At 63.3% G+C, this 17,553-nt stretch carries 16 protein-coding genes and 1 pseudogene; 6 read left to right on the top strand and 11 right to left on the bottom strand.

Going from position 1 to position 17,553, the window contains the following annotated elements; translation table 11 throughout:
• The 5 genes and pseudogenes from AAFX91_RS12905 to AAFX91_RS12885 form a co-directional block, all read right to left on the bottom strand.
• Nucleotides 1–300 (bottom strand): annotated as a pseudogene (locus AAFX91_RS12905) (transposase); the annotation flags it as partial.
• Between the two features lie 221 nt (nucleotides 301–521).
• A complete protein-coding gene (locus tag AAFX91_RS12900) occupies nucleotides 522–1,430 on the bottom strand; it encodes a carbohydrate ABC transporter permease (protein WP_394566733.1) in 909 nt (302 codons plus the stop codon).
• On the bottom strand, nucleotides 1,423–2,382 hold the full coding sequence (locus tag AAFX91_RS12895; protein ID WP_282531041.1) for a carbohydrate ABC transporter permease: 960 nt from the start codon (nucleotides 2,380–2,382) through the stop codon (nucleotides 1,423–1,425). Before AAFX91_RS12895 ends, AAFX91_RS12900 begins: the two co-directional genes overlap by 8 nt.
• Before the next feature lie 113 nt (nucleotides 2,383–2,495).
• Complete coding sequence (locus AAFX91_RS12890; RefSeq protein WP_282531040.1) at nucleotides 2,496–3,818, bottom strand: ABC transporter substrate-binding protein; 1,323 nt, start codon at nucleotides 3,816–3,818, stop codon at nucleotides 2,496–2,498.
• A 63-nt stretch (nucleotides 3,819–3,881) separates the two neighbouring features.
• Complete coding sequence (locus AAFX91_RS12885; protein ID WP_130583326.1) at nucleotides 3,882–4,943, bottom strand: ABC transporter ATP-binding protein; 1,062 nt, start codon at nucleotides 4,941–4,943, stop codon at nucleotides 3,882–3,884.
• 221 nt (nucleotides 4,944–5,164) lie between these two features.
• On the opposite strand from AAFX91_RS12885, the gene AAFX91_RS12880 reads away from it, so the two are divergent.
• From AAFX91_RS12880 to AAFX91_RS12870, 3 genes are all read left to right on the top strand, one after another.
• Nucleotides 5,165–6,973, top strand: a complete 1,809-nt coding sequence (locus AAFX91_RS12880) for an IlvD/Edd family dehydratase (protein ID WP_130583325.1) — start codon at nucleotides 5,165–5,167, stop codon at nucleotides 6,971–6,973.
• A gap of 132 nt (nucleotides 6,974–7,105) precedes the next feature.
• Nucleotides 7,106–7,840, top strand: a complete 735-nt coding sequence (locus tag AAFX91_RS12875; protein WP_394566732.1) for an SDR family oxidoreductase — start codon at nucleotides 7,106–7,108, stop codon at nucleotides 7,838–7,840.
• A gap of 18 nt (nucleotides 7,841–7,858) precedes the next feature.
• Complete coding sequence (locus AAFX91_RS12870) at nucleotides 7,859–8,605, top strand: SDR family NAD(P)-dependent oxidoreductase (RefSeq protein WP_394566730.1); 747 nt, start codon at nucleotides 7,859–7,861, stop codon at nucleotides 8,603–8,605.
• A gap of 100 nt (nucleotides 8,606–8,705) precedes the next feature.
• Here AAFX91_RS12870 and AAFX91_RS12865 read toward each other — a convergent pair whose 3' ends face one another.
• Entirely contained in the window at nucleotides 8,706–9,554 is an 849-nt protein-coding gene (locus AAFX91_RS12865; RefSeq protein ID WP_394566729.1) for a LysR substrate-binding domain-containing protein, read from the bottom strand.
• Between the two features lie 104 nt (nucleotides 9,555–9,658).
• Between AAFX91_RS12865 and AAFX91_RS12860 the strand changes: the two genes are divergently transcribed.
• The 3 genes from AAFX91_RS12860 (at nucleotide 9,659) to AAFX91_RS12850 (ending at nucleotide 11,819) form a co-directional block, all read left to right on the top strand.
• Nucleotides 9,659–10,567: a DMT family transporter gene (locus tag AAFX91_RS12860; RefSeq protein WP_394566728.1), complete on the top strand. Its 909-nt coding sequence runs from the start codon at nucleotides 9,659–9,661 to the stop codon at nucleotides 10,565–10,567.
• Nucleotides 10,568–10,686: 119 nt separating this feature from the next.
• Nucleotides 10,687–11,367: a site-2 protease family protein gene (locus tag AAFX91_RS12855; RefSeq protein ID WP_130582973.1), complete on the top strand. Its 681-nt coding sequence runs from the start codon at nucleotides 10,687–10,689 to the stop codon at nucleotides 11,365–11,367.
• Between the two features lie 44 nt (nucleotides 11,368–11,411).
• Nucleotides 11,412–11,819: a hypothetical protein gene (locus tag AAFX91_RS12850; protein ID WP_282531055.1), complete on the top strand. Its 408-nt coding sequence runs from the start codon at nucleotides 11,412–11,414 to the stop codon at nucleotides 11,817–11,819.
• Nucleotides 11,820–11,942: 123 nt separating this feature from the next.
• Here the strand turns inward: AAFX91_RS12850 and AAFX91_RS12845 are convergent, their stop codons facing one another.
• From AAFX91_RS12845 to AAFX91_RS12825, 5 genes are read right to left on the bottom strand one after another with little or no spacing between them, the layout of a single operon-like run.
• Nucleotides 11,943–12,731, bottom strand: coding sequence for a TonB family protein (locus AAFX91_RS12845; RefSeq protein WP_282531033.1), 789 nt, complete (start codon nucleotides 12,729–12,731; stop codon nucleotides 11,943–11,945).
• Between the two features lie 12 nt (nucleotides 12,732–12,743).
• Nucleotides 12,744–13,214: a TonB system transport protein ExbD gene (gene exbD / locus AAFX91_RS12840; RefSeq protein WP_028164594.1), complete on the bottom strand. Its 471-nt coding sequence runs from the start codon at nucleotides 13,212–13,214 to the stop codon at nucleotides 12,744–12,746.
• A gap of 3 nt (nucleotides 13,215–13,217) precedes the next feature.
• Nucleotides 13,218–14,210, bottom strand: a complete 993-nt coding sequence (gene exbB, locus AAFX91_RS12835; protein WP_394566726.1) for a tonB-system energizer ExbB — start codon at nucleotides 14,208–14,210, stop codon at nucleotides 13,218–13,220.
• A complete protein-coding gene (locus tag AAFX91_RS12830; RefSeq protein ID WP_130582976.1) occupies nucleotides 14,207–14,896 on the bottom strand; it encodes a Fe2+-dependent dioxygenase in 690 nt (229 codons plus the stop codon). Before AAFX91_RS12830 ends, exbB begins: the two co-directional genes overlap by 4 nt.
• 11 nt (nucleotides 14,897–14,907) lie before the next feature.
• The gene (locus AAFX91_RS12825) at nucleotides 14,908–17,460 is read right to left on the bottom strand and encodes a TonB-dependent receptor (protein ID WP_394566724.1); all 2,553 of its coding nucleotides are present in this window, start codon (nucleotides 17,458–17,460) and stop codon (nucleotides 14,908–14,910) included.
• Nucleotides 17,461–17,553: the final 93 nt, after the last annotated feature.

Raw genomic sequence — 17,553 nt, 5'->3', positions numbered from 1 at the left:
ATCGACCGCCAGGGCGGCATCCAGCAACAGGCCCCGCAGCGCTCCGCCTTTCCCGATCGGCCCGTAGCCGTTCGCTTTCGCACGCCGCCCTCCCAGCGAAAGCTCGCTGGTATCCTGGACCACGACGACATCACGTCCCCTCGCCCGCGCCGCTGTGCGTTCCGCCGCGTACGCGGCTATCTCTTCTGCCGTCACCGCGTCGTTGCGAAGAAAGCGCGTGAACTGAATCTCACGCGCGCGGCTGCATTGCGCCAGTTGACGGATGCACGAGCCTGGCCGCGCAACCAGCGCCGCATGCAAATGCGCCCCCCTTTTTCCAGCCGCGCATCGCCAAACCGACCCAGCCCGTAGTCCATCCCAGACATCGCTCACTCCCGCGAATCATCGTTCAACTCACGGAATCAGCGATCAAATTCCTTCGCAAGATGTGCGAATATGACAGCCGTTCTTACGGGGAGAGGGAGAACTGCCACCGTCGCTCCGATCTGAAATCACCATACTCCGGAAACGGGCCTCTCGCGCTATTCCTTCACGGCTCCCGTCATGGCCGACACATAATGCTCGACGAAGAAGGCGTAAAGGATCACGAGCGGCAGCGAGCCGACCAGCGCACCGGCCATCAGCGATCCCCATTTGTAGATGTCGCCGTCGACGAACTCATTGACGATCGCGACCGGCACCGTCTTGTTCGGCGTCGATTGCAGGAAGGTGAGCGCATAGATGAACTCGTTCCAGCACAGCGTGAACGAGAAGATGAAGGCCGAGATCAGGCCGGGGATTGCCAAGGGCACGATGATCTTGACCAGGATCTGCCAGCGCGAGGCGCCGTCGATCAGCGCGCATTCCTCGAGCTCATAGGGGATGGTCTTGAAGTATCCCATCAAGAGCCAGGTCGAGAACGGAATGAGCAAGGTCGGATAGACCAGGATCAGCGACAGCGGCGAGTCGAACAGGCCGTAGGCCTGGATCACCGAGGCCAGCGGGATGAACAGGATCGACGGCGGCACCAGATAGGCGAAGAAGATCAGGATGCCGACGGTGTCGGCGCCCTTGAACCGCAGCCGCGTGATCGCATAGGCCGCCAGCACGCTGGCCGCGATCGACAGGAAGGTGGCTCCAACGGCCACATACATCGTGTTCCAGAGCCACCTCGGATACTGCGTCTCGAACAGGAGCTTGCTGATGTGCTTGAAGGTCGGATGGACAACCCAGAACGGGTTGAACTTCTCCATGTCGATCAACTGCTCGTCGGGTTTGATCGACGTCAGCACCATCCAGTAGAACGGGGACAGGAGCACCACGAGGATGATGAACAGCGGCAGATAGAGCGTGATCAGGCGGCGCGGCAGCGACTCCAGATAGCTCATGCCCTCGGAGTCGTCGGTCGCGGCCGGCGCCGGTGCTTTCGAATGCAGGGCTGAATCAGTCATTGTTCGATCCTTGCTGCCACTTGCGGCGCTGCATGCCGAACCAGGAGATCGCGATCGCGGCGAGCAGGAACGGGATCATCGCGGTCGCAATCGCCGCGCCCTCCCCCAGCCGTCCGGAGATGATGCCGCGCTGATAGCTCAGCGTCGCCATCAGATGCGTCGCATTGACCGGCCCGCCGCGGGTCAAGGCCCAGATCAATTGGAAGTCGGTGAAGGTGAATAGCACTGAGAACGTCATCACCACGGCGATGATCGGCGTCAGCAGCGGATAGGTGATGTAGCGGAAGCGCTGCCAGTTGGTGGCGCCGTCGAGCGTCGCGGCCTCGTAGAGCGAGGGCGAGACCGTCTGCAGGCCGGCCAATAGCGTGATCGCAACGAAGGGAACGCCGCGCCAGACATTGGCGAAGATGACGCTGCCGCGGGCCCAGTTGCTGTCGCCGAGGAAGTTGATGTTGTGCTCGATCAGGCCGAGTTTGATCAGCGACCACGAGATGATTGAGAATTGGGCGTCGTAGATCCACCAGAACGCGATCGCCGACAGCACCGTCGGCACGATGAAGGGAATCAGCACGATCGAGCGGATCATTGCCTTGAACGGCATGTGCCGGTTGAGCAGGAGCGCGAGATAAAGGCCGATCGCGAATTTGATGATGCTGGCGACCAGCGTGTAGAGGATCGTGTTGAAGACCGACAGCCAGAAGATCGCGTCGTCCCACAGCCATTGATAGTTCTCAAGGCCGATGAAGACGCCCTCACGGCCGATGCGCTCGTCCGTGAAGCTCATCCAGATACCAAGGCCAAGCGGATAGGCCAGGAACAGAATCAGGAAAGCCGCCGCCGGCAGCATGAACCACAGCGCCGCCCAGTTGCGGCTCGTGCGCAGCCTCGACCAGAGTGACGGCTCGCCGGCTGCGGCGGCCTGTACCGGCATCGATGTCTGGACAGTACTCATTCCGTCTCCAACTCCTAATCGAAGGCAACGCCCGGCCCGTGCCCCCACGGCCGAGCGTTGCCCCGATCACCTTCAAACCTGGGCCGGCGCGATGGTCTGCGCCGGCCGTTCCCTTAGCGGAAGATGCGCTTGGCCGCGCGTTCGGCCGAAGCCATCGCGGTCTTCGTATCCTCGCGTCCAGTGCAGTAGTTCGCGTACATGTCGACGAGCACGAAGTCGGCAATCGCGGCCGCCGCATTCTCGCTCATCTGCGCCTCGCCGGCCGGCGTCGACGCGCTCTGCGCGACGCTGCGGTAAGGCGTCGTCTTCGGATCGGCGGTCCAGACCGGGTTCTTGTCGTAGGCGAGGAGGAAGTGGGACAGATAACCCTGTGCCGCTTCGATCCATGGATTGAACTGGTCCGGCTCCAGCATGAAGGCGGTGAACGCCTTGCAGGTCTGCGGATACTTCGAGAAGGTGAAGATCAGGATCGGGAAGCCGAGGTGAAGCTCGCGCGTCTTGCCGTCGATGCCGGGCGGCAGATGCGCGTGATTCATATCCTCCGCGATCTGCGGATTCTCCTTCTTCGCCGTCACATAGATCGAGATGCCGTTCGTGGTCAGGTGAAGCTGGCCGGCGAGGAACGCCTTGTTGTTGGAGCTGTCGTTCCACGACGCCGTGCCCGGCACGAAGTTCTCGTAAAGGCCCTTGACGTATTCGAGCGACTTCGCGGTCTCCGGTGAGTTGATGACGACCTTGTTGTTCTTGTCGATCATCTTGCCGCCATGGGCCCACAGCGCCCAATGCAGCCAGCCATTGGCATCACCGGAAGCATGGCCCAGCGCCATGCCGGCCGGCGTGCCGTTCTTGTTCATGCCCTTCACGAGGTCGGCAAAGCCGGCGAGATCCTTCGGGAATTCCTTGTGGCCGGCCTTCTCGGCCGCGGCGACGCGGTAGTTGACGAGGCCGCCGGTGGCGGCAACGGGAATGCCGATCCATTTGCCGTTGAGCATGCCATAGGCCTTGCCGGAGTCGGTCCAGCCGCCACACTTCTGGCCGAGATAGTCGGCGACATCGGTGACATCGACGCATTTGCTCGGGAACAGGAACGGCAGCGAATAGAGTCCCCAGACCATGTCGAGGCCCTGCCCGGTGTTGGCGGCAACCGACGCCTTGGGCTGGATGTCGTCGTAGGATTCGTTGGAGACGTTGATGGTGACGTTGTTGGCCTTCTGGAAGGCGTCGACGATCTTCATGAAGGCGACGTCTTCGGCTTCGACGAAGCGCTTCCAGCGCAACAGATTGATCTTCGCCCCCGGCTCCGGCTTCCACGGCGAAGTCTGCGCCCAGGCCTTCGCATAGCCCAAGAGCTCGTCGCCCGACATCGTCGCTGCGGCAGCCAAAAGGCCCGCGCCGCCCTTGAGCAGCGAGCGGCGATCGGTGGTAAACTTATTCATTTCAAGTCTTCTCCCTTACTTACTTAATTTTATGGTCTTGTTTGGGCTTGTTAATCCGGCCGCCTAGAGGCGGTGGCCGGTGTCCTTGTCGAACAGATGAGCGGCCGACGCGCGCGGCCGCAAATGGATGCGCTCGCCAGGCTTGACGTCATGTCGCTCGCGGAACACCGCAATGATGTCCTGCGTGCCGATGCGCGACACGATCTGCGTTTCCGAGCCGGTTGGCTCGACGACGACGACCTCGGCCTCGATGCCGTCGCTGGCGAGTTCGAGATGTTCGGGCCGGATGCCGTAGACGACCGGAAGCCCATCGGAGGCGGTAGGCGCCGTCGCCACCGGCAATCTGGCGCCATTCTCGGTCTCGACGTAAATCTGCCCGTTGGATTTCAGGTGCCCGTTCAGGAAATTCATTGCCGGCGAGCCGATGAAACCTGCGACGAACTGGTTGTCGGGCTTGTCATAGAGCTCGAGCGGCGATCCCATCTGCTCGACGATGCCGTCATGCATCACCACGATCTTGTCGGCCATGGTCATGGCCTCGATCTGATCGTGGGTGACGTAGACGGTCGTGGTCTTCAGCCGCTGATGCAGTTCCTTGATCTCGGTGCGCATCGCAACCCGAAGCTTGGCGTCGAGGTTGGACAGCGGCTCGTCGAACAGGAACACCTGGGGATCGCGGACGATGGCGCGCCCCATTGCGACGCGCTGGCGTTGACCGCCCGACAATTGACGGGGAAAGCGCTCCAGGAGCGGCGATAACGCGAGGATTTCGGCAGCCTTCTTGACCCGGGCGGCAATGTCCTGCTGGTTCGCGTTCCTCAATTTCAATGAGAAGCCCATATTTTGGGCAACGGTCATATGCGGGTAGAGCGCGTAGTTCTGGAACACCATCGCGATGTCGCGCTCTTTCGGCTGCACGTTGTTCACCACGCGATTGCCGATCGAGATCGTCCCGGAGGTAATGTTCTCCAGTCCCGCCAACATGCGCAGCAACGTCGACTTGCCGCAGCCGGAGGGGCCGACCAACACCACGAACGCACCGTCCTCGATCGGAACAGTCACGCCGTGCAGGACTTCAAACCCACCGAACGACTTCCGCACGTCGCTAATCTGCACCGACGCCATTCAATTCCCTCCGATTCTAGCGGCGGTTAGGACCATAAAGGCCCCGCCCGCTCTTCAAGTTGGGTTGCCTCTTAGCAGAATTTTTTCGCGATGTCGTTGGATCAAAGTTGAATATCGCGTGCTCAATCAATTGCGAACAGTCGATCGACGTGCATAAAGTCGCGTCAATGAAACGAGGCTGAGTGCAGTGCAGCATGAGCCGTTGCGCTCGGGGAGAAACAATGAACAAGCCTGTTACACCAGTCACCAAGCGCAAGCTCCGCTCCAGCGAATGGTTCAACAACCCGCACAACCCCGGCATGACCGCGCTCTATCTCGAGCGCTACCTTAATTATGGGCTGACGCGGCAGGAACTGCAGTCCGGCAAACCAATCATCGGCATTGCGCAGACCGGCAACGATCTCTCGCCCTGTAATCGCCATCATCTTGAACTCGCGCACCGGGTGCGTGAGGGCATTCGTGAAGCCGGCGGCATCGCGATGGAGTTTCCGACCCATCCGATCCAGGAGACGGGAAAGCGGCCGACCGCCGCGCTCGACCGTAACCTCGCCTATCTCGGCCTCGTCGAAGTGCTGTTCGGCTATCCGCTCGATGGCGTGGTGCTGACCACCGGCTGCGACAAGACCACGCCCGCCTGCCTGATGGCGGCGGCGACCGTCAACCTGCCTGCGATCGTGCTGTCGGGCGGGCCGATGCTGAACGGCTGGCACAATGGCGTGCGCTCCGGTTCCGGCACAGTGGTCTGGAAGGCGCGTGAGCAACTCGCCGCGGGCGAGATCGACTACGAGGAGTTCATGAACATCGTCGCCTCCTCGGCGCCGTCCGTCGGCCATTGCAACACGATGGGCACCGCCTCGACCATGAACTCGCTGGCCGAAGCGCTCGGCATGTCGCTGCCGGGCTGCGCGGCGATCCCCGCCCCCTATCGCGAGCGCGGCCAGATCTCCTATGAGACCGGAAAGCGCATCGTCGAGATGGTCTGGGAGGACCTGAAGCCCTCCGATATCCTCACCCGCAAGGCGTTCGAGAACTGCATCGTGGTGAATTCGGCGATCGGCGGCTCGACCAACGCGCCGATCCATATCAATGCGCTTGCCCGCCATGTCGGCGTCGAATTGTCGATCGACGACTGGCAGAAATATGGCCATGACGTGCCGCTGCTGGTGAACATGCAGCCGGCCGGCTTCTATCTCGGCGAGGAATATCACCGCGCCGGCGGCGTGCCTTCGGTGGTGCGTGAATTGATGACGCACAAGCGTATCCATGAAGATGCGGTGACGGTCAACGGCCGCAGCATGGGCGAGAACTGCAAGGAAGCGGCCCAGCCCGATGGTGACGTGATCTGGACTTATGACAAGCCGCTGGTGAAGGACGCAGGCTTCCTGGTGCTGCGCGGCAATCTGTTCGATTCCGCGATCATGAAGACCAGCGTGATCTCCAAGGAGTTCCGCGACCGCTATCTCATTAATCCCAGGGACCCGAATGCATTCGAGGGCCGCGCCATCGTGTTCGAGGGACCGGAGGATTACCACGAGCGGATCGACGATCCCGCGCTCGAGATCGACGAGCACTGCATGCTGTTCATCCGCGGCGCCGGTCCGATCGGCTATCCCGGCGGTGCCGAAGTCGTGAACATGCAGCCGCCGGCGGCGCTGATCAAACGCGGCATCCTGTCCCTGCCGTGCATCGGCGACGGACGCCAGTCCGGCACCTCGGGCTCGCCCTCGATCCTCAACGCCTCGCCGGAAGCCGCCGCCGATGGCGGGCTGGCGATCCTGAAGACCGGCGACCGGGTGCGCATCGACCTGAACAAGGGCACGGCCAATATCCTGATCTCGGACGACGAGGTGAAGAAGCGGCATGCCGATTTGAAGGCGAATGGCGGCTTCCGCTATCCGGCGAACCAGACGCCGTGGCAGGAGCTCTACCGCGCGACCGTCGGCCAGCAGGCCACCGGCGCCTGCCTCGAACTCGCCACCCGCTATCACGACATCGCCGGCAAGGTCGGCGTGGCCAGGGATAATCATTGACGTGCTGTCATTCCGGGGCGTCGCGAAGCGACGAACCCGGAATCCATTGCGCCACATACGCAAGCGGACAAATGGATTCCGGGCTCACGCTTCGCGCGCCCCGGAATGACGGAGCCAGACGAAGGAGACAACATGTCAGACCGCCTGAAGGGCAAGCGCGCATTCGTCACCGCGGCCGCCGTGGGCATCGGCCGCGCCTGCGCGGTCGCCTTTGCGCGCGAGGGCGCCACCGTGTTCGCGACCGATATCGACGAGGAGAAGCTCGCGCTCCTCAAGCAGGAGGGCGTCGCCGAGGTGGCGCGCCTCGACGTGCGCGACACCGCTGCGGTCACGGCGATGGCCAAGCGCGCCGGCAAGACCGATATCCTGCTCAATGCCGCCGGCTTCGTCCATCATGGCACGGTGCTCGATTGCTCCGACGAGGACTGGGATTTCTCCTTCGACCTCAATGTGAAGTCGATGCACCGCACGATCCGCGCCTTCCTGCCCGGCATGCTGGACGCCGGCGGCGGGGCGATCGTGAACATCTCCTCCGCCGCCGGCGTGTTCAAGGCCGCACCGAACCGTTACGTCTATGGCGCGACGAAGGCTGCGGTGGCAGCCCTTACCCGCTCCGTCGCGGCCGACTTCATCTCCAAAGGCATCCGCTGCAACTGCATCTGCCCCGGTACGGTCGAGACGCCCTCGATGCTGCAGCGCGCCGCCGCCGCAGGCCCGCGAGGGCGCGAGATGTTCATCGCCCGCCAGCCGATGGGCCGGCTCGGCACCGCCGAAGAGATCGCCGCACTCGCCATCTATCTCGCCAGCGACGAGAGCGCGTTCACCACCGGCGTCGCGCATGCCATCGACGGCGGCTGGACACTCTAATCTTAGGGAAGGCACACCATGAACGAATACGATCTCACCGGCCGCAGTGCCGTTGTCACCGGCGGCGCGCAGGGGTTTGGGCGCGCGATCACCGAGCGCTTTGTCGCCTCCGGCGCCAAAGTCGCGATCTGGGATCATGACATCGCCCTGGCCGAGAAGACCGCGAAGGAGATTGGCCCGGAAGTGGCCGCATTCAAGGTCGACGTGGCCGATCTGGCCGCGGTGGAGAAGACGCGCGACGAGACGCTGAAAGCGTTCGGCAAGATCGACATCCTCGTCAACAATGCCGGCATCGCCGGCATCAACAAGACCGTGTGGGAGACCGATCTCGAGGAATGGCGCAAGGTGCTGCGCATCAACCTCGACGGTCCCTTCATCTGCTGCAAGGCGATCGTGCCGGCGATGCTCAAGCAGGGCTACGGCCGCATCGTCAACATCGCCTCGATCGCCGGCAAGGAAGGCAATCCCAACGCGGCGCACTATTCGTCGTCCAAGGCCGGCCTGATCGCGCTGACGAAATCGCTCGGCAAGGAACTCGCGCAGCACGACATCCTCGTCAACGCGGTGACGCCGGCGGCGGCGCGTACCGCGATCTTCGACCAGATGACGCAGCAGCATATCGACTTCATGCTGTCGAAGATCCCGAAGGGCCGCTTCGTGCTGGTGGAAGAGCTCGCCGCGCTGGTCGCCTGGCTGGCGTCGGAGGATTGCGCCTTCTCCACTGGAGCCGTGTTCGACATCTCCGGCGGCCGCGCGACGTATTAATCAGAGCGTTTTCGAGCGAAGTGGATACCGGTTCGCGTGAAGAAAACGCGTCAAAATAAGAATCTAGAACTTCGGTTCTGATTCAGTCAGAACCGAAGCTCTAGACCGGTTGCGCGAGCTCCGCGACCAGATGGTCGGCCAATAGCGACGCCGCGCGCGATAGATTGGCGGCGCGATGCTGCCTGATCTCGGCGCGCGGCAGCGGCGGCATGCCGTCTCGCTCCGAGAGGCGTCGCAGTCGCGGCGGAAAGGTGCCGGCCTTGACCACGGTCACCGCCAAGCCTTGGGCTGCGATCGCCTCGACCGCCGCGAGGCTGTGGCTGACGAAGGCGAGCCGCCACGGCCGTTTCGCAGTGTCGAGCGCCTGCATCGCCCAGCTCCGGAACAGACAGCCCTGCGGATAGAGCGCCACGGGAAGCGGGTTGAGCTCCTCGACGCGGTGCTCCGGGCTCGCCGCCCACACCGCCTGCTCGTGTCGCAAGAGTTCGCCCTCGCCGCTCCCTTGCGGATGCATGGCGATGACGAGATCGTAGGCCTCGCCAAGCCGGTCGGTCATGGAGGACGTCAGCCCCGTCTCCATCTCGATATGGATCAGCGGATAGTTGGCGACGAAGCTGGCGAGCAGCGGCGGGACCAGTAGCGTGCCGTAATCGTCCATCACGCCGAGGCGGACGCGTCCCTCCACCTTGTGCTCCCGGACGCGGCCCATCGCCTCCTCGTTCAGGCTGAGGATGCGGCGCGCATAGCCGAGCAAGCCCTCGCCGGCTGCGCTCAGATCGACGTTGGCTTTAGTGCGGTGAAACAACTCCGCCTGCAGCCGCTCTTCCAGCCGCTTCACCTGCATGCTGACCGCTGATTGCGTCCGGTTCAGCGCCACGGCCGCGCGGGTGAAGGAACGGTGGTCCGCCACCGCAACGAATGCCTTCAGGAGGTCCGGATCCAGGCTCATAACGAATGGTGATTTTATCTGTCAGATAAATTCCATTCCCTGATTAGCGCCTGTCCCCTACCATCGGCAAGAGCCAAAAAGGGGATCAAGCCGGATGAGACTTGATGGGTGAGACTTGGGGTGTCCTGGCCGCGGTGCTTTCGAGCGCCCTTGGCGGCACGTCGATCGGGGCAACGCGCTACCTCGTGGGCGCCATCGACCCGCTCGCCATCGGCGCATTCCGCTTCGGCATCGGCTTCCTGCTGCTGCTTCCGCTCGTCCTGATCCAGCGAAGAGGCTGGCCGGCGCGGCGCGATTGGCCGGCAGTGATCGGCCTGGGCCTGTTGTTCTTTGCCCTGTTTCCAATCCTGTTCAACGCATCGCTGATCTTCACGACGGCGGCGCGAGGTGCGCTCGCGCTCTCGACCTTGCCGTTGCTGACGATGGCGGTCGGCGCGGTGCTTGGCAGCGAGCAATTGACGGTGCGAAAGACCACGGGCGTACTGGTGACGATCACAGGCGTCGCCATGGCCCTGCTCTCCGGCCTCAGCGCCGCGCCGGAAGGGGCGTGGCGCGGCGATCTCCTGATGGTCGCGGCCGCGCTCTGCATGGCGCTCTACAGTATCTGGTCGAAGCCCTTCATCCGCCGCTCCGGCCCCATCCCGTTCACCACGATGGCCATGGCCGCCGGCGCCGCCTGCCTTATCCTCGCCTCGCTCGCGTGCGGCAGTTTTGCCCCGGTCGCCGCTTTCGGTGTCCCGCAATGGTTCGGCGCGGTTTATCTCGGGGGCTTCGGCGCGGCGCTGACGTTCTACCTCTGGGCGTTCGCGCTGGAGCGGACGACACCGACCCGCGTCGCGATCTCGGTGACCGTCAATCCGATCGCGGCATCGCTCGTCGGGGCCACTGTGCTGGGTGAGCCGCTGCGCTGGAATCTGGTTGTCGGCATCGTGACCGTGTTCGCAGGCATCTGGATCGCGACGACGCAATCCAGCCCCGTCGAGGCCGATCCGGCAGTGCAGAAGCTACGCTGACGGCGGAGAACTGTATTCCGCGCCAATGCGTCGCAGCGCGTTTACCGTCTTGCGCTGGAACCCGACCGCAACCATCATGTCTGGTTGAGAGCGGCCGCCGCCGCGACCGGATATCCCCCTTGAACATCTCCCTCTACACCATCTCCGTCTGGGTGCTGCCACTCCTGATCGCCATCACCTTCCATGAGGCGGCGCACGGCTTCGTCGCCCACCGGCTGGGTGACAACACCGCCTGGCAGCTCGGCCGCGTCAGCTTCAATCCGCTGAAGCATATCGATCCCTTCGGCACCGTGGTCCTGCCCGCCGTGCTGTTGCTGTCGCAGTCGCCCTTCCTGTTCGGCTATGCCAAGCCGGTGCCGGTCAATTTCCGCAACCTCAAGCATCCCCGGCTCGACATGGTCTGGGTGGCGCTGGCTGGCCCCGCCACCAACATCATTCTCGCTCTGGTTGCCGCACTGGCGTTCCACGTACTGCCATTCCTCCCGCCGGATAGCGCGCGCTGGATCGCGGACAATCTCAAAAACGCGTTCCTGATCAATATCGTGCTCGCGATCTTCAACATGATGCCGATCCCGCCGCTGGACGGCGGCCGGGTGGCGGTCGGGCTCTTGCCCCGGCCACTCGCCGAGCCGCTCGCGCGCCTTGAGCCCTATGGGTTGCTGATCCTGATCGGGCTTTTGATCCTGCTGCCCCTCCTCGGTTCGCAGCTTGGTCTCAATCTTGATATTATTTCCGCGATACTGCGGACACTGACCGGCTATGTGATAGGTGCGCTTCTCTTCATCACCGGCAACGCCTAGGTTGAGAAAAAGATCGCGAGGGCCTCTTGATCAAAGCTGCCGATATGCTGATCGCTCGACGTGCGGACACCCGCGCCAGGGCGGACTTCGCGACGTGGAAAATGCTCGCCAAGCTGAACGGCACGTCGTCCCTGTCGGCCGACGCGCAGAACTTCCTCGCTACCTACAACAAGCTCCTGGCGCAGATGCCGGAGCTTGAGGCGAGCGAGGCCACCATCAAGCTGATGTACAAGAGCTATTATGCCGAGATGGGCGGTGCCGGTACGCCGCCCGACGTCCCCGCCCCCTCCCGCGAGCCGGTCGCCGACCGCGGCAACGTCACCGCCTTCCGCCGCCTCCCCGCCAAGAAGCCGGGGGTATCAGGTCCAACAGGCAAACGGCCACTCCCGGTGGCGCTGATCTTCGCCTGCCTCGTCGTGGTCTATGTCGGCATCCGCTATTTCTGGCGCTAGTTCAGTAGAACGGTAGGGTGGGCAAAGCGAAGCGTGCCCACCTTATTCTTGCACCGCCCGTGAATGGTGGGCACGCTCCGCTTTGCCCACCCTGCGGGCTAATCCGCCCAGTGTCTCAACCCGTTACTTCGGCTTCTTGAAGTTCACGTCGAGGCTGAAGGCGAACTGGTCTTCGGTGAGTTCGGCTGGCGGCGCGGGGACGGGGTCGGAGCGGCGAACCATTGAGATGGCCGCGTCGTCGAACGCTTGGTCGCCTGAGGACTCCGCGACCGCGACGTTGACGATGTTGCCGCGGCGGTTCAGCACGATGCTGACTTTCACGGTGGTCGCCTTGCTCTTGTTGTGCGGATAGCGCTTGTGGAGCTCGAAATAGGCGCTGATCTTGCGGCCCCAGTCGGCGGTGAGCTTCTGCCTGTCCTTGCCGATGCCGCGATTCGGGGCCTTGGCCTGCTCGGCCTCCGGCGCGTTCTCCTCCAGCGTCTGCCGCGCGGTTGCTTCCTGGGCGGGCGCCTCTTCGGAGGCCTGGGTCTGGACGGCCTGGACCTTGGGATCGTCTTCCTGGGGCTTCTTGGAGTCGTTCTGCGTGACGATGCGGTCGGGGTCTTCGGACTCGTGCGGCACATCCTTCGGCAGGTCGGTCTCCTTGACCTCGGCCTTCTGCTCGGAGAGCTGCGGAGCGGCCTGCGACGCATCGGCGTCGGGACCCGGCGGCAGATTCTCGTCCTCGACCTTGGGTGAGGCCATCTCTACCGCGAACTCGGCGGCATTTGCGCCCAAGCCGTCGCCGACGTCGTCGCCGCGCAGATTCGCCAGCGCCAGAGCCGCGCCGCCGACATGCAGCGCAAGCGCCGCCACTGCGGCGCAAATCCACAGCCGCCGGGAAGACTTCTGCTCAAGATCGAGGTCAGACATCGCTGTCCGTCGTCAGGGTTTTGCCGGCTCGGCGGCTTGTGGCGCGGCAGGCGCGCCGGGAACGCCTTCGAGCGTCACCAGCTTGACCCTGTTGTAGCCGCCCGAGCGCAGGATTTCCATCACTCCCATCAGCTCGCCATAAGGCACCGCGCGATCCGCGCGCAGGAATACATACTTATCCTTGCTCATGTCGGCCAAGGTATCGAGCGAATGCACCAGCTCAGTGCGCTTGACCGCATTTTCGCCGATCGCAAGCGTCAGGTCCGACTTGATGCTGACATAGGTCGGCTTGTCCGGCTTCTTCTGCGGCGTCGCGCTCGACGTCGGCAAATCGATCGGCAGGTCGACCGTGGAGAGCGGTGCAGCCACCATGAAGATGATGAGCAGCACCAGCATGACGTCGATGAATGGCGTGACGTTGATCTCGTGCGATTCCGCGAAATCGTCGTCGTCGCCGTCATTGTCTGCGATCGAGACAGCCATCGCCTACTCCGCCGCCGCGCGCGAATGTGCGCCGCCGGTCACACTGACATTGGTGCGGTCGAGGTCGCGCGACAACAACCGTGCCGCCGCGCCCGAGGCACGGCCGACCAGTTCCAGATAGCCCTTCGTCACCCGCGAAAAGTGATTGTAGATGATCACGGCCGGGATCGCCGCGACAAGCCCGATCGCGGTCGCGAGCAGCGCCTCGGCGATGCCGGGCGCGACCACCGCGAGGTTGGTGGTCTGCGATTTCGAGATGCCGATGAAGCTGTTCATGATGCCCCAGACGGTGCCGAACAGACCGACGAAGGGCGAGGTCGCGCCGATGGTCGCAAGCAGGCCCATGCCGACGCGAATGCGGCGGCCTTCGGCACGCACGATCTCGGCAAAGCTCGACGCCGCGCGTTCCTTGATGCCGGCGTCGCTGGAGATGCCGGCCGACAGTCGCCCTTCCCGCATCGCCGCGGCGATCAGGGTCGAGAGCACGCTGCCCTTGGCGCCGAGCGCGAACTGGGCTTCAGCGAGCGAGCGCACATCGCTGATCTTGGCGAGCGCGGCGCGCAACTTGCGCTGCACGACGGTGAGCTCAATCATCTTGGCGATGAACACCGTCCAGGTCACCAGCGACGCAAAGGCAAGACCAATCATCACCGCCTTCACGACGATGTCGGCATTCCAGAACATCACCCAGGGCGACAGTTCCTTCAGTCCGGCGATGGTCGCCGATTTCTTGCCCTCGCCTTCGGCAGGCGCTGCACTGACGTCCTGAGTTCCCTGCGAGGCAACCGGCGCGGCGGCGGAGGGTGACTGCGCCGGCGTCGTCGCCTCTGCCGGTGGTTGCGGCGCGGCGGGAGCAGTCTGTTGCTGCGCGACAGGCGTCGATGGAGCGGGAGCGGCGGGCGCCATCTGCTGCTGCGCCGACGAGGATGCCGTGAGCGCGACCAGCGTCAGCACGGAGAGTGCAACAAGTGTCGCGCGGGTAGTTAGAATGTTCATACTTCGGCCCAGTGGCGTATCAAGTTGTGATAGATGCCGGTCAATTTGACCGTTTCGGGGTCGTCTCGCCCAAGCCGCTCCACCAAGGCCTGGATAGCGGTGTCCAGATCGAAGATCAGACTGCGAGCGTGCGCATCCCGTACCATGCTCTGCAGCCAGAAGAAAGACGCAACCCGCGCGCCTCGCGTCACCGGCGTGACCAGATGCAAACTAGAAGCAGGATAAAGAACGAGGTCGCCGGCCGGCAGCTTCACTTCATGCGAGCCGTAGAAATCTTCGATGACGAGCTCGCCGCCATCATATTCATCCGGCTCCGATAAAAACAGCGTAACCGAGAGGTCGGTGCGGATCCGCAAGCCGGTGAGGTGGTCTCCCCTCACCGCGTTGTCGACATGCAGACCGAAATGATGACCGTCGGCGGCGACGTAACGGTTGAACAAAGGTGGAAAGATTCTAAGTGGGATCGCCGCCGAGATGAAGCGCGCACTGGCCGTCAGCGCCGACAGCACGCGGCTGCCAAGCTGGCGGGCGACCTCGCTATCCGGCGGCAATTGCTCGTTGCGCTTCACCAACGCCGATGCGGCGCCTGCCGTCGAACGTCCATCCTCCCACGCGCTGGCATCCATGATGCGGCGGAAGTCCGCCACATCGGCCTTGCTCAGCACATTCGGAACGCAGATCAGCATGCCCTGTCGTTTCAGAACCGTGCCGATACGACGAGATAGGCGGCGCGACCTGGCGCCTCAAGCACGAACGGAGCCGGGCTCTGATACAACGCGTCGTAATAAAGCTTGTTGAAGATGTTGTTCACGAACAGTTTGACTCTCCAGTTCTTGTTGAGCTTCGCCTCCGCGAACGCATCGAAGCGCCAGTAGCTCGGCAGTTGCGTGCCCTGGTTCGCCGCGAGGAACGTGCCGCCATAGATCTTGGAACGGTAGACCGCTTGCCCGCCGATCTCCCACATGTCCGTGAGCTGGTACTTCGTCAGCAGGCTGAACGACTGATGCGCGACGTTGGCGAGCGGCAAGCCGACATTGGTCGTGTAGAGAATCGTATTCGCGGGCGGAACGAGCGATTTCGTCACCTCGGACTGCATCAGCACCAGTCCGCCGAACACGCTCCATTTGTCCGTGATCTTGCCGCCAAGGCCGAGGTCGATGCCGCGGATGCGGTAGGCGGCACCGGCACTGATGCAGGGCACGGTGCCGCTTGTGTTCGCGGGATAGGGACAGGATGCGGTGGCGGTCGCCGGCGTGATATTGACCGATTCACGCGCGTTATCCTTCTCCGTCTGGAACAACGCCGCCGTCACCAACAGGTGCCGATCGAACAACTCCCATTTGGTTCCGAGTTCGATCGCCGTGTTCTTCTCGGGACCAAAGATCTGATTGGTGTTACCGTTCAGCACCGGCGAGAGTCCGCCATACGCCGTGCTGGTGCCGTCGAACTCCGCACCGACAGGATTCGAAGAGGTGGCATAGGCCGCATAGACACTCGCGATCGGAAGCGGCTTGAGCAGGATGCCCAAATTGAAGTTCGGCAGACCGAACTCGGCCGACTGCCTCCCGAACACGTTCGGAACACCGTTGACCGTGCCGAAGCCGCTCGTGTTGATCTTGTAATCATCGTAGCGGATGCCGCCGTTGAGGATGACGAGATCGTGGTAGTTGACGGTGTCGAGCAGGTAGCCGCTCGTGGTGTCGATCCCGATCTTGGTCGGGAGACCTGCAAGCGTCGGGGTCGTTCCGAACGGCAGGAACGTGTATTGCGGGTTGAACACGCTGACACCCGTGACCGAGCCCGTGCCCGAGAACGGCGCGCCAATGGCTTCCGAACTCAAGCCGGTATACTTGTCGATGCTGGAGCGCTCCTGCGACACTTCAACACCGGCGAGCGCCGTATGGCGCCAGCCTCCGGTGTCGAATTTGTAGGTGGCTTCGGTCTGATTGGCCAGCATATCGGTGGTCTGATAGCGGCTCTGCGGATTGGCCGACAACGTCGAGAAAATGAGCGGGTCCACGAGGACCGGCGCCTCGGGCAGCGTGCCGATGTAATTCAACAGCGAGTGCGAGGCTCGGGTCTTGTTGCTGATCAAGAGGTCCGGCGTGACCTGCACTTCGGCGTTAATGGTGCCGATATCCTGCTTCACCTGCGAGAAGTCGCGATCGGTGAAACCGTACCAATTGTTGCGGTTGACGCCGAAATCCGGGAACGGGCCGCCTGCCTTGCTCGCCGTGCTCGGCCGGAAATAGGGCACACCGAAATCCGGCAGGCCATGAATGTCCGTGTGAATATAGCCTGCGGTCACCTTCACCGCATCGATCGGCGTCCACTTCGCCGCAACGAACCCGCCACCGCGGTCATCGGACACGTAATCGCGGCCGGCAACGCCCGCGTCCTGGAACAGGCCGCCCGCTCGCACGGCAAGCGTCGGGCTGATCACTTGGTTGACGTCGAGCGTGACGCGCTTGGTACGGTCGGTGCCGAACGTCGTATCCATGTTGTAGAAGCTCCCCTCCGTCGTCGCCTGTTTGGTGACGATGTTGATGGCGCCGCCGGTGGTGCCGCGGCCGGCAAATGAAGAGCCGGGACCGCGCAGGATTTCGACCTGCTCGGTGAAGAAGTTCTCGCGGACGCTGACGCCGGCGTCACGCACGCTATCGATGAACACGTCGTTGCGGGCATCAAAGCCGCGGATGAAGAAGCGGTCGCCGAAGGCGTTGCCGCCCTCGCCGGTGCCGAGCGTGACACCGGCGGTGCTCAGCACGGCCTGCCGCAACGTGGTGGCGTTCTTGTCGTCCAGCACTTGCCTGGAGAGCACCGTGATCGTCTTCGGCGTGTTCAGGATCGGCTCGGGGAACTTTCCTGACGCCTGCACGCGATCGACCTTGTAGGGCGCGGCGGGATCCGCATAGGGATCGCGATCGGCGTTGAGCCCGCCGGCGTTGGGATAAGGCACGGCCGCAACCCGCGTCTGCTGCGTGCGACGCGACGCGCGCCTGAGTGCGGTGCGCGCGCGGACCTGATCCGGTGTCGGCTTGGTGTTGGCCGGCCGCGGCCGCGCCACCGGCGCTTCCACGTTCACGGGCGGCAAATTGGGTTGTTGCGCTTCGGCGCCGGAAAACGATGCGACCGCGATCAGGCCCGCGACCGTCGACACTTTCTTGCCCGAGTAGCCCTCAAGCCGTTCGCCGACCGAGTTGATCGCTACCTCGAAACGCAGCGACCTCGGTGCCTTTACCTTGCTCATCACTCGCCCCCGCGACGAATTCTGGTTTATGCGCTCTGAAGCGCGACGACGTGTCCCAGGGCGGGTGGTATCGGCGACGAAATTTCGGGTCAA

This window comes from Bradyrhizobium sp. 31Argb, from assembly GCF_043638955.1.
Classification (GTDB): domain Bacteria; phylum Pseudomonadota; class Alphaproteobacteria; order Rhizobiales; family Xanthobacteraceae; genus Bradyrhizobium.
The sequence above is the reverse complement of the archived record's forward strand: the minus strand, read 5'-3'. Positions and strand labels throughout refer to the sequence as shown.

What these genes read in the sequence shown, in the direction of transcription:
- AAFX91_RS12900 (WP_394566733.1), bottom strand. Translation starts at nt 1,430, where the DNA reads ATGACTGATTCAGCCCTGCATTCGAAAGCACCGGCGCCGGCCGCGACC.
- AAFX91_RS12895 (WP_282531041.1), bottom strand. Translation starts at nt 2,382, where the DNA reads ATGAGTACTGTCCAGACATCGATGCCGGTACAGGCCGCCGCAGCCGGC.
- AAFX91_RS12890 (WP_282531040.1), bottom strand. Translation starts at nt 3,818, where the DNA reads ATGAATAAGTTTACCACCGATCGCCGCTCGCTGCTCAAGGGCGGCGCG.
- AAFX91_RS12885 (WP_130583326.1), bottom strand. Translation starts at nt 4,943, where the DNA reads ATGGCGTCGGTGCAGATTAGCGACGTGCGGAAGTCGTTCGGTGGGTTT.
- AAFX91_RS12880 (WP_130583325.1), top strand. Translation starts at nt 5,165, where the DNA reads ATGAACAAGCCTGTTACACCAGTCACCAAGCGCAAGCTCCGCTCCAGC.
- AAFX91_RS12875 (WP_394566732.1), top strand. Translation starts at nt 7,106, where the DNA reads ATGTCAGACCGCCTGAAGGGCAAGCGCGCATTCGTCACCGCGGCCGCC.
- AAFX91_RS12870 (WP_394566730.1), top strand. Translation starts at nt 7,859, where the DNA reads ATGAACGAATACGATCTCACCGGCCGCAGTGCCGTTGTCACCGGCGGC.
- AAFX91_RS12865 (WP_394566729.1), bottom strand. Translation starts at nt 9,554, where the DNA reads ATGAGCCTGGATCCGGACCTCCTGAAGGCATTCGTTGCGGTGGCGGAC.
- AAFX91_RS12860 (WP_394566728.1), top strand. Translation starts at nt 9,659, where the DNA reads ATGGGTGAGACTTGGGGTGTCCTGGCCGCGGTGCTTTCGAGCGCCCTT.
- AAFX91_RS12850 (WP_282531055.1), top strand. Translation starts at nt 11,412, where the DNA reads ATGCTGATCGCTCGACGTGCGGACACCCGCGCCAGGGCGGACTTCGCG.
- AAFX91_RS12845 (WP_282531033.1), bottom strand. Translation starts at nt 12,731, where the DNA reads ATGTCTGACCTCGATCTTGAGCAGAAGTCTTCCCGGCGGCTGTGGATT.
- exbD (WP_028164594.1), bottom strand. Translation starts at nt 13,214, where the DNA reads ATGGCTGTCTCGATCGCAGACAATGACGGCGACGACGACGATTTCGCG.
- exbB (WP_394566726.1), bottom strand. Translation starts at nt 14,210, where the DNA reads ATGAACATTCTAACTACCCGCGCGACACTTGTTGCACTCTCCGTGCTG.
- AAFX91_RS12830 (WP_130582976.1), bottom strand. Translation starts at nt 14,896, where the DNA reads ATGCTGATCTGCGTTCCGAATGTGCTGAGCAAGGCCGATGTGGCGGAC.
- AAFX91_RS12825 (WP_394566724.1), bottom strand. Translation starts at nt 17,460, where the DNA reads ATGAGCAAGGTAAAGGCACCGAGGTCGCTGCGTTTCGAGGTAGCGATC.